13 protein-coding genes are annotated in these 13,330 nt (G+C 63.8%); 6 read left to right on the forward strand and 7 right to left on the reverse strand.

Annotated features, from left to right (window positions below; genetic code table 11):
• Position 1: 1 nt before the first annotated feature.
• The 6 genes from V6M49_RS12915 (at position 2) to V6M49_RS12940 (ending at position 6,514) form a co-directional block, all read left to right on the forward strand.
• A complete protein-coding gene (locus tag V6M49_RS12915; protein ID WP_332761334.1) occupies positions 2 to 973 on the forward strand; it encodes an aldo/keto reductase in 972 nt (323 codons plus the stop codon).
• Positions 967 to 2,010, forward strand: coding sequence for an NAD-dependent epimerase/dehydratase family protein (locus V6M49_RS12920; RefSeq protein WP_332761335.1), 1,044 nt, complete (start codon positions 967 to 969; stop codon positions 2,008 to 2,010). Before V6M49_RS12915 ends, V6M49_RS12920 begins: the two co-directional genes overlap by 7 nt.
• 137 nt (positions 2,011 to 2,147) lie before the next feature.
• Positions 2,148 to 4,703: a rhamnogalacturonan lyase gene (locus V6M49_RS12925; protein WP_332761336.1), complete on the forward strand. Its 2,556-nt coding sequence runs from the start codon at positions 2,148 to 2,150 to the stop codon at positions 4,701 to 4,703.
• 28 nt (positions 4,704 to 4,731) lie between these two features.
• Positions 4,732 to 5,565, forward strand: coding sequence for an aldo/keto reductase (locus tag V6M49_RS12930; protein WP_332761337.1), 834 nt, complete (start codon positions 4,732 to 4,734; stop codon positions 5,563 to 5,565).
• A gap of 134 nt (positions 5,566 to 5,699) precedes the next feature.
• A complete protein-coding gene (locus V6M49_RS12935; RefSeq protein ID WP_058930334.1) occupies positions 5,700 to 5,966 on the forward strand; it encodes a GlsB/YeaQ/YmgE family stress response membrane protein in 267 nt (88 codons plus the stop codon).
• 110 nt (positions 5,967 to 6,076) lie between these two features.
• Positions 6,077 to 6,514, forward strand: coding sequence for a hypothetical protein (locus V6M49_RS12940; protein WP_141139196.1), 438 nt, complete (start codon positions 6,077 to 6,079; stop codon positions 6,512 to 6,514).
• Positions 6,515 to 6,663: 149 nt separating this feature from the next.
• On the opposite strand, the gene V6M49_RS12945 is transcribed toward V6M49_RS12940, so the two are convergent.
• From V6M49_RS12945 to V6M49_RS12975, 7 genes are all read right to left on the reverse strand, one after another.
• Positions 6,664 to 7,026, reverse strand: a complete 363-nt coding sequence (locus V6M49_RS12945) for a DM13 domain-containing protein (RefSeq protein WP_332761338.1) — start codon at positions 7,024 to 7,026, stop codon at positions 6,664 to 6,666.
• Between the two features lie 432 nt (positions 7,027 to 7,458).
• Positions 7,459 to 7,668 carry a hypothetical protein gene (locus V6M49_RS12950; protein WP_104063012.1) on the reverse strand — a complete coding sequence of 70 codons (210 nt, stop codon included), beginning with the start codon at positions 7,666 to 7,668 and terminating at the stop codon, positions 7,459 to 7,461.
• Positions 7,669 to 7,705: 37 nt separating this feature from the next.
• The gene (mmsB, locus tag V6M49_RS12955; protein WP_141139195.1) at positions 7,706 to 9,016 is read right to left on the reverse strand and encodes a multiple monosaccharide ABC transporter permease; all 1,311 of its coding nucleotides are present in this window, start codon (positions 9,014 to 9,016) and stop codon (positions 7,706 to 7,708) included.
• A 4-nt stretch (positions 9,017 to 9,020) separates the two neighbouring features.
• Positions 9,021 to 10,550, reverse strand: a complete 1,530-nt coding sequence (mmsA, locus tag V6M49_RS12960) for a multiple monosaccharide ABC transporter ATP-binding protein (RefSeq protein ID WP_332761339.1) — start codon at positions 10,548 to 10,550, stop codon at positions 9,021 to 9,023.
• 109 nt (positions 10,551 to 10,659) lie between these two features.
• The gene (gene chvE / locus V6M49_RS12965; RefSeq protein ID WP_141139193.1) at positions 10,660 to 11,784 is read right to left on the reverse strand and encodes a multiple monosaccharide ABC transporter substrate-binding protein; all 1,125 of its coding nucleotides are present in this window, start codon (positions 11,782 to 11,784) and stop codon (positions 10,660 to 10,662) included.
• A gap of 220 nt (positions 11,785 to 12,004) precedes the next feature.
• Positions 12,005 to 12,229, reverse strand: coding sequence for a hypothetical protein (locus tag V6M49_RS12970; protein WP_056347887.1), 225 nt, complete (start codon positions 12,227 to 12,229; stop codon positions 12,005 to 12,007).
• A 71-nt stretch (positions 12,230 to 12,300) separates the two neighbouring features.
• Complete coding sequence (locus V6M49_RS12975; protein ID WP_332761340.1) at positions 12,301 to 13,128, reverse strand: putative protein N(5)-glutamine methyltransferase; 828 nt, start codon at positions 13,126 to 13,128, stop codon at positions 12,301 to 12,303.
• Positions 13,129 to 13,330 lie beyond the last annotated feature (202 nt).

Below are 13,330 nucleotides of genomic sequence, written 5' to 3' on the forward strand. Positions count from 1 at the left end.
TATGCAGTACACGCACCTGGGCCGTTCGGGCCTGAAAGTTTCCCGGCTTTGCCTGGGCACCATGAACTTCGGCCCGCACACCGACGAGGCTGACGCGCACGGCATCATGGATTCCGCCCTGGACGCCGGCATCAACTTCTTCGACACAGCCAACGTCTATGGCGGCAGCGGGCACCGGGGCTGGACCGAGGAAATCATTGGCCGCTGGTTCGCGAAGGGCGGCGAGCGGCGCGAACGGACCGTCCTGGCCACAAAGCTGTACGGCACCATGACTGACCGCCCCAACGAGTCCAAGCTGTCCGCGCTGAACATCCGGCGCGCCCTGGACGCCAGCCTGAAGCGCCTCCAGACGGACTATATCGACGTGTACCAGTTCCATCACGTTGACAGGGACACGCCCTGGGACGAGATCTGGCAGGCCATCGAGGTGGCCGTCCAGCAGGGCAAGATCCTCTACTCGGGCAGCAGCAACTTCGCGGGCTGGCACATCGCCCAGGCACAGGAAGCCGCCCGCCGCCGGAACTACACCGGGCTGGTCAGCGAGCAGTCCATCTACAACCTGTTCCGCCGCGAAGTGGAGCTGGAGGTCATCCCCGCCGCACAGCAGTACGGCCTGGGCCTGATCCCGTGGTCGCCGCTCCAGGGCGGGCTGCTGGGCGGCGTCCTGAAGAAGGAACGCGCGGGCGTCCGGCGCACCGAAGGGCGCGCCGCGGAAACGCTCAAGCAGCACCGGGACCGGATCCAGCAGTTCGAGGATCTCGCGGACGGGCTGGGGCACGAACCCGGCGACATCGCGCTCGCGTGGCTGCTTCACCAGCCTGCCGTCACCGCACCGATCGTGGGGCCGCGCACGCAGGAACAGCTCGACGCCGGCATCCGGGCGTTGGAGGTCACGCTCGACGCCGACGCGCTCAAGCGGCTCGACGACATCTTCCCGGGCCACCGGCCGGCACCGGAAGACTACGCATGGTGAATCCGTTGGATTCCGCGGCCGACACCGTGGCACCACGGAGCATCCTCTTCCTGGGCGGCACCGGGGTGATCAGCGCCGCAGCGGCGGAACGCGCCGTCGCACTGGGACACCGGGTGACCATCCTCAACCGCGGCCAATCCGGCAAGCCGGTACCGGACGGCGCGGAGGTCCTGCACGCGGATATCCGCGACCCGGACACTGTGCGGGCGGTGCTGCAGGACAGGGAGTTCGACGCCGTTGCGGACTTTATTGCCTTCACTCCAGATCAGGCGCGCTCCAGTATGGAACTGTTCCGGGGCCGGACCGGCCAGTACGTGTTCATCAGCACGGCGTCGGCCTACCAGAAGCCGCCCACCCGGCTGCCGATCCTGGAATCCACCCCGCTGAAAAATCCGTTCTGGCAGTATTCACGGGACAAGATCGCGTGCGAGGACCTCTTGTTCGACGCCTACCGGGCGGATGACTTTCCGGTCACCGTGGTGCGCCCCTCACATACGTACGACCGCACGAGGGTGGGCCTGGTGGGCGGCTGGACAGACATCCACCGGATGCGGACCGGCCAGCCCGTCATGGTGCACGGTGATGGCACCTCGCTCTGGACCGTGACGCACGCCAGGGACTTCGCGAAGGCCTTCGTGGGACTGCTCGGCAGGCCGCAAGCGGTGGGCGAGAGCTACACCATCACGTCGGATGAGTACCTGCCCTGGAACCAGATCTATGGCCTGTTTGCGCGGGCGGCCGGGGTTGCCGAACCCGAGCTGGTCCACATATCTTCGGAAACCATCGCCGCGCACGGCGCCGGGCACAGCCCCCATCTGGGTCCAAGCCTCCTGGGCGACCGCGCCCACTCCGTAGTTTTCGACAACGCCAAGATCAAAGCCCTGGTGCCTGGCTTTGCCGCCACCATCCCGTTCGCGGACGGGACCCGGGAGATCGTTGACTGGCATGACAGCCACCCGGAACTTCAGGTGGTGGACCAGTCGTTTATGGACCTGAGTGATCGGCTGATCAGGTGGGCGCGAAGGGCCGCGGACTGACGGCGCCGCCCGGCCATCTTTTACAACGTTCTAAATACTCGGGATTCCCGCCGGGCGCAAGGGTTGATTTGTGGCACACACCCCCACTAGGTTACTGGGGAAGCGTTTTCCCAATCCAAAATTGAAAGGATTCACTGATGAATCCGAGCAGGATATCCGTGCGCCGTTTTTCGGTGGCCACAGCTGCGGGCCTCGCCCTGACCGTGGGGTGCCTCACCACCCCGGCAGCCGCCGTTGGGCCTTCCGCGAAGCCCGCCACGGCGGGCGTACAGCTGGATTATCTGGACCGCGGGCTGGTTGCTGCCGGCACATCCGAGGGCGTCTTCCTGAGCTGGCGCCTCTTGGGCCACGAGGCAACCGGCTCGTCCGCCACAGGCCTCACCGGCACCGACTTCAATGTGTACCGCGACGGCCAGAAGCTCGCAACAGTCACAGACAGCACGAACTACCTTGACGCCGCCGGAACCGCGTCGTCGGCATATGACGTGCGTGCCGTCGTCGGCGGCGTTGAACTGGACCGGAGCGCCACTGCCACCTCGTGGGGCGGCAACTTCAAGGACATCCCGCTGAAAAAGCCGGCAGACGGCGTGACGCCCGCCGGCCAGGCGTACACCTACTCGGCGAACGATGCTTCGGTGGGAGACGTCGACGGCGATGGCCAGTACGAGTTCGTGGTCAAGTGGGATCCGAACAACTCCAAGGACGTCTCCCAGGTTGGCTACACGGGCAACACCTACGTGGACACCTACAAGGCCGACGGTACGCTGCTCCACCGGATCGACCTGGGCGTCAACATCCGGTCCGGCGCCCACTACACGCAGATGCTGGTGAACGATTTCGACGGCGACGGACGTTCGGAAATGATGTTCAAGACAGCGCCGGGCACCAAGACCCTCTCCTACAATCCGGACGGCTCGGTGGCTGGCGAGTCGTTCGTCCCGCTGCTGCAGAAGGACCTCGACGCCGGCTATTCCAACTCCGACGATTACCGGATGAGCGCCGCCGACTACCACCGGCACATGGTGGACACGTTCCTGGGCTGGAGCGACCACCCCGAGGTCAAGGCCGGCAACTGGCCCGCCACCCTGGAAGAAGCCTTCGGCATCGCGCCCCAGTACCAGTACCCGCTGTCGCGTGAGGACGCCGAAGCGGTGACGGACTACTTCATGGACGTGTATGCCCCGTCCCGCAGCGCGCGGAACAACCTGCGCGCCTTTGAGGGGTTCATCGTTTCCGGCCCGGAATACCTCACCGTCTTTGAGGGCGCCACGGGCAAGGAACTGAAGACGGTTGCGTATGAGCCCGGCAGGCACGACGACGGCCTGATGTGGGGCGACTACGCCATGGCCCGGATCGAACCCGGCAACCGCGTGGACAGGTTCCTGGCCGGCGTCGCCTATTTGGATGGCAAGAAGCCCGCCGCCGTGTTTGCCCGCGGCTATTACACGCGCAGCACACTTGCCGCCTACACCTGGGACGGCGCCAACCTCTCCCCGGTGTGGAACGTGGACTCGGGCTGGGCGCCCATGACCAACCCCTTCAAGGACAGCCCGCACGGCCGGGACGGGACGGACCCCGAGTTCGGCACGCTCACCACGCAGGGCTTCCATTCCCTCAGCGCCTCCGACGTGGACGGTGACGGCAAGCAGGAAATTGTGTACGGCTCGGCCACCATCGACGACGACGGTTCGCTGCTGTACAGCTCGTCCGACACCATGCCGGCCGGCAGCGCCACCCCGGGAGAGGAGGCCCGGCTGGGCCACGGCGATGCCATGCACGTCACGGACATTGATCCGGCCCGCCCCGGCAAGGAGATCTTCACGGTGCATGAAGGCGGCACGTACGCCCCCTACGGCTACGCCATGCGCGACGCCGCCACCGGCGAGGTACTGTTCGGCGCCTATTCGGGGAAGGACACCGGCCGCGGCATGATCGGCGACGTTGATCCTGCAGTGCCCGGCATCGAAAACTGGGCCATTGGCATGCAGTCGGCCGACGGCGGCAAGCTTTCCGCCACCACCCCGGGCACCAACATGAGCATCAAATGGGCTGCGGACATGACAACCCAGATCATCAACGGCTCCGGCGACCAGACCCCCACCATTGACGACTGGAAGCGCGGCAGGCTGCTCACCGCCACGGACACCCGGACCAACAACGGCACCAAAGGCACCCCGAGCCTCGTTGCAGACGTAGTGGGTGACTGGCGCGAGGAAATGCTGGTCCGGACGGCCGACAGCTCAGCGCTCCGGATGTACCTGAGCACCGAAGTGACCAACCACAAGCTCTACACACTCATGCACGATCCGCAGTACCGCGCTGAAGTTGCCCGGCAGAACACCACGTACAACCAGCCGTCCTACACGGACTTCTACTTCGCTTCGGACATACACTTCGGTGATGTGCCGCTGCGGGCGGCCTGGCTTCCGGGCAGTGTGAAAGCCCTCCAGCAGGCTGTGGAGGACCTGGTGGAGTCCGGCGACGTGGCGGGCCCGGTCGCGAAGCAGTTGGCAGCGGGTGCGCAGGAGGCGGCAAAGGCAGTGGACGACGGCGATGCTTCCCAGGCGGCACAGGCCATCCAGCGCTTTGTGGAGTTCCTGGACCAGCAAAAGAAGCCGGATCAGGTATCCGACGTGGCACGAACAGTACTCGACTACCAGGCCGGAAATATTCTCCGGGCATTCGAAGGCTAGGCAGGCGAAAGCACGGCAGACTGTTGAAATGACTCTCTCACCGCTCATCATGCTCAACGACGGCTACAGCATTCCGCAGCTGGGGCTCGGCACCTGGCCGCTGGACGACGAACAGGTGGCTGCCGCCGTCGTACAGGCCCTGGAAGCCGGGTACCGGCACATCGATACGGCAGTGAAATACGGCAATGAGGAAGGCGTAGGGAACGGCATCCGCGCAGGCGGGGTGGACCGAAGCGAAATCTTCGTCACCACCAAGCTGGACGGCCAGTTCCAAGGCGAGGACCGCGCGGTGGCGGGGTTGGAGGGGTCGCTGACGCGCATGGGGCTGGACTACGTGGACCTGCTGCTGATCCACTGGCCGCTCCCTGCGCGCGATGATTTCGTCTCGACGTGGAAGACGTTTGAGCGGCTCCAGGCGGAGGGCAAAGTCCGGTCCATCGGCGTCTCCAACTTCAAACCGGCACACCTGGAACGGCTGCTGGCCGAAACCGACGTTGTGCCTGCGGTGAACCAGATCCAGCTGAGCCCGGCGATCACCCGCGAGGCGGAACGGGAGTTCAACGCCCGGCATGGAATTGTCACGGAATCGTACAGCCCGCTGGGCGGGTCGGGGGCAAGCCTGTTGGGCGCTCCCCTGCTTGCGCAGCTGGGTGAAAAATACGAGAAGACCCCGGCTCAACTGGTGCTGCGCTGGCATATTGAGAAGGGACTTGTAGTCATTCCCAAATCAGGAAATCCCGAGCGGATGCAGGAAAACCTGGACATCTTCGATTTCGCCCTGGATCGGCAGGATCTCGCGGAACTTGCCATCCTGGACGAGGGGCCCGGCGCCGGCAACGATTCGGACGCGACAGGCCACTGAGAGGGCCCGAACAGGCTTTCCGCGGAGATTCAGAGTGGCGAAAATAAAGTAAGCATGATTAGTATTGGGGCAGAGGGACGAAGCGTGCCCGGGATCCGGGCACCTCCCTGATGTAGGAAAGAAGGAACGACAAAATGGGTTTCTTTGCATTTTTGATTCTTGGCCTTATTGCCGGCGCGATCGCTAAGGCGATCCTTCCGGGCAAGCAGGGTGGCGGCTGGATCATCACCCTCATCCTGGGCGTCGTCGGTGCGTTCCTCGGCGGCTGGCTTGGCGGGCTGCTCTTCAACGCGCCGCTGCAGGAGTTCTTCTCGCTGCAGACCTGGCTGCTCGCGATCGCCGGCTCGATCATCGTGCTGCTGGTTTACAGCATGGTCACCAAGCGGAGCGTTCGCAGCTAGCGTCGTCACCGGCATGAACACCGGCCCCGGGACAACATCCCGGGGCCGGTTTTCTTTCCCCGGCCAAGCGGATCGGGGACTGACACCTTCTCAACGAGCTGGAGTTCATTATGAAATCTAAACTTCTTTTGGGTATTGGCATCGCGGCGGGTTACGTCCTGGGATCGCGGTCCGGCCGGGCTGCGTACGACAAGCTCAAGGCCAGGGCGGCGAGCATCTGGGACAGTAAGCCGGTCCAGGACAAGGTCAGTGCCGCCGCTTCGGCCATCAAGGAGAAGGCTCCCGACGTGGCGGACCAGCTCGGTGAGGCTGCGCGCCGGGCGGGCACAGTCATCGGCTCGGCCGTGCACCACGACACCGCGTCCGGCAGTGCCGCGGTGGGCGATCACGTTCCCGCCCACAGCAAGCACCCGGAAACGGTGAACCTGGGGACATCGGACGTTGAGTCAGACCCCGCGTTCAATGACAACCAGGGCCAGGACTGGTCCGGTGAAGGCGGCGCCACTACTGCCGGCGCAGCCACGAACGTTGACCCCCGACGGGAATGATCGGGGATCGTTGCAGGGACGTTACGCGGGATTCGCCGTGTGACACGGAAGCCACGCTGAAATTGTGCTAAAAATGGTCGTTGCTGGCCGCCGCGCTCCTTGGGGGACGCGGCGGCCAGCCACGTCTCAGGTCATGGCCAGATGCCGTCTCAGGTGACCAGCTCGGCAGCACCGAACGACACGCTGAACTGAACGCACCACAGGTCAACTGACGGGTACTTCGACAGGTCAACGTCGGCGGGAATCTGGTAAACCTGATTGCCCTGATTTCCTTTGATCAGGCCGAGGTCGTAGTAATCAGCGGAGCCGGCGGTGAACCACCCGGCCGTTCCTTCCACCACGTGGGCGGCACTTAACCAGACGTGCACATCCGGACCATTGGACGTATCCAGGTTTTCGAGCGTGAGCAGCCTGGCGCCGTCTGGCTGCTGTACGATCCGGACAGTTCCCGTGGTGGCGTGTTCATGGCTGATTAGCGTACCCACAGCCAGCTGCACCGGGCCTGCAGGCATAGGTGCCGGAGTCGGCGCCAAGGGTGTAGGCGGAGTCGGTTGTGCTTGCGCTGGACTGCTGGCCACGATGGGGAGCTGTTCATCCACTCTCACGTCCACAAAGAGAAGCCAGGGCTTGAACAGCACAAGCCCAATCACCAGCCCTACCGCTGCAAGGGCCGCCGCAGCGATCATCCAGGTCCGGCGTCGGTTTGGACTTTGCTTTCCACTCATGGACTTTCCGCTCATGCAATCATCGTCCGCGTATCCGCTGACCGGCGCAACGCACCAGCCGTCGCGATCCTGATCCCACGATGGTCCAAAGCCAACAAGGCCAACCCGGGTGCTCTGAAGTCAGATAAGTTCTTCGAGTTCCGCAGGAAAGATTCCGACTCCTAGGGTCACGAGACGGCGGGGCGCCTGATTCCGGAACCGCGGCGGTTCCGGCAGCCCTCAGGAAACCAGTTCGCGGGTCATCCCGAAAGGAACCTGATCTGACAGCGTTGCGGTGTAGCGGCCCGGGGCGACACGGGTCACCAGGATGCCGTGCGTGCCTGTGAGGAGGGCGACTTCCTGAAGGCGCCGGACGGCAGCATCAAGCTCTTCGTCCAAAAGGTGCCGGCTGGCGACATCTATCTCAATGCGGTCTATGGGCGTAGACATATCGGTTCCTTGTTAATAGTTGGGGTGGGTTTCCTGGTTACTCAGGCTTGACCGCCGAAACGGGGACAGGGCGATCCTTCGCCTGGTCCTTCGTCCCCGCGGGTGCATGGGATTCCGACGTGGCCGGCGGGGAAGTCCTGAACTTGAACCTCTTCCCGATGGTGCTGCCGCCGCCACCGCTGCGGTTCTTGTTGAAAATATCGAAGCCGACAGCCAGCAGGAGGACCAGCCCCTTGATGAGCTGCTGGTAGTCAGTGCCGAGACCCAGGATGGACATGCCGTTGTTCAGCACGCCCATGATCAGGCCGCCGATCATGGCTCCGGCCACGGTGCCGATGCCGCCTTGGACTGCGGCGCCGCCGATGAATGCCGCGGCGATAGAGTCGAGTTCGAAGCCGGTGCCGCCGGCGGGCTGTGCCGAGTTGAGCCTTGCCGTGAACACCAGGCCTGCGAGTGCCGCCAGGACGCCCATGTTGACGAAGAGCCGGAAAGTGACGGCTTTGGTCTTCACCCCGGACAGCTCTGCTGCGTGCAGGTTGCCGCCGATCGCGTAGGTGTGGCGGCCGAAGACGCTGTTGTTCATCAGCGCCGTGTACACGATCACCAGGACGGCCAGCACGATCAGGACGATCGGGGTGCCCCGGTAGCTCGCGAGGAGGAACGTGATGATCAGCATGAGCAGGGCAACGAAGGTGGTCTTGGTCGCGAACCAGGCCATCGGTTCGTTTTCGAGGTCGAACTTCTTGCGGATCCGGCGTTCCTTGAGCGCCTGGATAAGCAGCGCCACCGTGGCGCCGACGCCCAGGATGACGGTCAGCCATTCCAGCACCGACGTGCCCCCGGAGATGTCCGGGAGGAAGCCGCCGCCCAGGGCGCGGAGTTCGGAGGGGAACGGGGTGATCTGCTGGTTCTTCAGGGTGATCAGGGTCAGGCCGCGGAAGATCAGCATGCCGGCCAGGGTGACGATGAAGGCCGGGATGCCGACGTAGGCGATCCAGTATCCCTGCCACGCCCCGACGAGCGCTCCCACCAGGAGGCAGGCCGGGATGGCCAGCCACCAGGCCCAGCCCCAGTGGACCATCATGACGCCGGCGACGGCGCCGATGAAGCCGGCGATCGATCCCACCGAGAGGTCGATGTGGCCGGCAATAATGACCATGACCATGCCGATGGCGAGGATGAGGATGTAGCTGTTCTGGACCACCAGGTTGGTGACGTTCTGCGGCTCCAGGAGGATGCCGTTGGTCAGTACCTGGAACAGCAGGACGATCAGGATCAGGGCAACGAAGATGCCAACCTGCCGGAGGCGGCTTGTCAGGAAGCCGAGGGATTCTCGTAGGGCGGACATGGTCCTATTCCTTCTCTTGGGTCATGTAGTGCATGAGGGTTTCCTGGGATGCTTCGGCGATGGGAACCTCGCCGGTGATATGGCCGGCCGACAGGGTGTAGATCCTGTCGCAGATGCCGAGGAGTTCGGGCAGTTCCGAGGAGATGACAATGACAGCTTTTCCCTCCGCCGCGAGCCTGGCGATGATTGTGTAGATCTCGAATTTGGCGCCGACGTCGATCCCGCGGGTGGGCTCATCGAGGATCAGCACGTCCGGGTCCGAGAACATCCACTTGCTCAGCACCACCTTCTGCTGGTTTCCGCCGGACAGTTTGCCGGTGATGGCAGCAACTGAGGGCGCCTTGATGTTCATGCTCTTGCGGTAGCCGTTGGCCACCACCGTTTCCCGGTTTTTGTCCACCCAGCCGCCCTTGACCAGCTTGCGGAGCGCGGCCATGGAGATGTTCCGCTGGATATCCTCGATGAGGTTCAGGCCGTAGTGCTTCCGATCTTCGGTGGCATAGGCGATCCCGTGCCCGATCGCCTGGGACACCGTGGAGGTGTTGATTTCCTTGCCGTACTTGTACACCTTCCCGGACATCGCCGTGCCGTAAGTGCGTCCGAAAACGCTCATGGCCAGCTCGGTCCGGCCCGCTCCCATCAGGCCCGCGAGGCCTACCACTTCGCCCTTGCGGACGTTCAGGCTGGCGTTGTGCACCACCATGCGTGTGTGGTCCTGGGGGTGCCTGACGGACCAGTCCTCGATCCGCAGGACTTCCTCCCCGATCTTGGGTTCCCGGTCAGGGTAGAGGCTTTCCAGGTCCCGGCCCACCATGCCGCGGATAATCCGTTCCTGCGTGATCTGGCCTTCATCGAGCCGGAGCGTCTCGATGGTTTTGCCGTCCCGGATGATGGTGACGGCGTCTGCGACTTTGCGGATTTCGTTGAGTTTGTGGCTGATGATGATGCTGGTGATGCCCTGGCCCTTCAGATGCAGGATCAGGTCCAGGAGGTGGCCGGAGTCCTCGTCGTTGAGCGCCGCTGTGGGCTCGTCCAGGATGAGGAGCTTGACTTCCTTCGAGAGCGCCTTGGCGATTTCCACCAACTGCTGCTTGCCCACACTGATGTGCTGGACCGGAGTGATGGGGTTTTCGCTCAGGCCCACCCGGGCCAGCAGTTTCGCGGCCTCCAAGTTGGTCTTCCGCCAGTCCACCCAGCCGTTTTTGGCCTGCTCGTTTCCGAGGTAGATGTTTTCGGCGATCGAGAGGTAGGGGCTCAGCGCGAGCTCCTGGTGGATGATGACGATGCCGCGTTTCTCGCTGTCGTTGATGCTGGAGAAGTTGCAGGGCTCGTTTTCGAAGAGGATGTCCCCGTCGAAGGAGTTGTGCGGGTAGACCCCGGACAGGACTTTCATCAGGGTGGATTTGCCCGCCCCGTTCTCTCCGCAAATGGCGTGGACCTCGCCCCGGTTCACGTCAAGGGTGACATCCTGCAGGGCCTTCACGCCCGGAAAGGTTTTAGTGATTCCTCGCATTTGAAGAATGGGTGTGTTCATCGTCAATTCCCACTGACTGGTTGGAAAACTGGACCGGCCTGCGGCTGCAGGGCCTACGGGAAGGGGTTGCGGCCAGGCCGTGCGGCCGGCCGCAACCCCGCAAGAAAAGTTACTTGACGTCGGCGTCTGTGTAGTAGCCGGAGTCGATGAGTTCCTTCTTGTAGTTTTCCGCAGTGATGATCACGGACTTGAGCAGGTAGGCCGGAACCACCTTGACCTTGTTGTTGTAGGTCTTGGTGTCGTTAACCTCCGGCTCCTGGCCCTTCAGCAGGGCGTCCACCATCTTCACTGCCTGGGAACCCAGCTGGCGGGTGTCCTTGAAGATGGTGGAGTACTGCTCACCGGCGATGATGGACTTCACGGAGCCCTTCTCAGCGTCCTGGCCCGTGACGACCGGCAGGTCGCCCTTGGCGTAGCCGCCGGTGCTGGTCAGAGCCGAGATGATGCCGATGGAGAGGCCGTCATAGGGGGAGAGCACGCCGTCGAGCTTGGTCCCGGAGCTGTAGGCCGCGGTGAGGATGTCCTCCATGCGCTTCTGGGCAACGGGGGCCTGCCAGCGCAGGATGGCTGCCTGCTCGAACTTGGTCTGGCCGCTGGGGACCTTGAGGGTTCCGGCGTCCAGGTACGGCTTCAGCGTGTCCATGGCGCCGGTCCAGAAGAAGTTGGCGTTGTTGTCATCCGGGCTGCCGGCGAAAAGCTCAACGTTGAACGGGCCCTTGCCCTCCACCTTCTTGCCGCTGGCATCAACCAGGCCCAGCCCGGTCAGCAGCGATGTTGCCTGCTGCACGCCCACCGTGTAGTTATCGAACGTGGTGTAGAAATCAACGTTCGGGGTGCCGTTGATGAGGCGGTCGTAGGCGATGACCTTGACGTTCTGTTCCTTTGCCTTGGCGAGCACATCGGTCAAGGTGGTGCCGTCGATGGCGGCGACAATGAGCGCCTTGGCACCCTTGGTCAGCATGTTCTCGATCTGCGATACCTGCGTGGGGATGTCGTCGTTGGCGAACTGCAGGTCAGTCTTGTAACCAAGTCCCTTCAAGGACTTTTCCACGTTTCCGCCATCGGCGATCCAACGCTCGGACGTCTGGGTGGGCATCGAGATACCCACCAGGGATTCACTGGGATTCGCAGTGGTTTCCGAGGTGGCTGTTGCGCCCCGGCTTCCGCACCCTGTGGCACCCACAGTGACTGCGAGGACGACGGCGACTGCGCCCAGGAATTTCCTAATTCTCACGATTTCTCCTCCCGCGGAAGCTGGTCCGCGAAGTGCTGCTGGGTCGGCAGGCGTCTGCGCTTGCCGGTAGAGCGGTACTGCCTTGATGTGCAGGGCCCGAGCCCTGGACATCTGAAGAGCTGCCAACAGGCAGGAGCGGAGGTCGGTTGCGTGCCGGAAGCCAAGTTCCGCCTCATACTTGTTAGCGCTAACAACAGGATATTGCAGAGTAGCATGTGAGTCAAATCACTTTTATTGGTGAGCGGAAACGCCGGGCGTCTCCACTCGGAACTCCGAGCCCCAGTGCGGATGCCGTCGAGCCGGCGCGGGCCGGCAGCGCGGCGAGAGCGTTTGGCCTGATGGCGTAGTTCCACAGCAGCGAGCCCACGACCTCGGAAGCGACAACGAGCCAGGACTGCAGGATGACGCCGATCGCGGCGCCCTGGACAATGCCCGCGACCGCCATCGGATTACGAATCCAGCGATGTGGGCCCCCGATGACCAGGCGGTTGGGCATCGCGGATGGCAGCAACTCCACTAAGGCCCAGCCTGTCCGACTACAACGGTGCCGTCCAGTTCTTCCGAGCGGACAGTCCTGACTGCGAAGCCCTCACCCTCCAGGGTGGACGCCGTCCCTGCGGCCTGCCGCTCGCTGGTTTCGATGATGATGTACCCGCCCGGCCGCAGCCATTCGTTGGCCTCGGCAGCGACGCGGCGGTGGAATTCGAGTCCGTCAGCGCCGCCGTCGAGCGACCACAACGGTTCGTGCTCGCGCGCCTCGTGCGGCATGGAATCGATGGCGTCGGTGGGGACATAGGGGGCGTTGACAGCCAGAACACGGATCCGTCCCTTGATGGCGCGCGGCAGCGCATCGAACAGATCGCCCTGGTGGACCTCGCCACCCACACGGCCAATGTTCCGGCGGGCGCAGGCCACCGCGGCCTGGTCAATGTCCGCCGCATGGAGTTCCAGCCCCGGAATCCTGAAGGCGATGGCGGCCCCCACCGCCCCGGACCCACAACACAGGTCCACAACAACGGCGGGCTCAGGACTCTCCCGGTGCTTCCGCTTCGGGTCCGCCGAGAGCAGGGCTGCGGCCTCACTCACCACGAGCCCGGTGCGGCGGCGCGGAACAAAAACCCCGGGATCGAGCTCAATCCGGAGTCCGCAGAACTCTGCCCAGCCCAGGATGTGCTCCAGCGGGTACCCGGCAGCGCGCCGCTCCACCGCCGCAGCGATTTCGGCCGGGCCGGACACCGCGGCGAGGAGAAGCTCGGCTTCCTCCTCCGCAAAGACGCACCCGGCCGAGCGAAGCCGCTCAGCGATCCCAGCAAGGGACTCAACATCCAATTCAGTGGCTGACATGGGTACACCTTCCGCAATCCGATGGGCGCCGAGCGCCGTCGCCCGCCTCTGAATGTACGCGAAGGTAGCCCCTGGCCGCCTGTCTAAAAAGACTGGATTTATTCAGTGCAAGCGCTTACAGTGTGCCGTGGTTCACCTGGCGATCGTTCCTCGACTGCCTTCGCGAACCGCACATCTGTCCGCCAACCGACGCCGCCCCACC

Source organism: Pseudarthrobacter sp. (assembly GCF_036675385.1).
Taxonomy (GTDB): domain Bacteria; phylum Actinomycetota; class Actinomycetes; order Actinomycetales; family Micrococcaceae; genus Arthrobacter.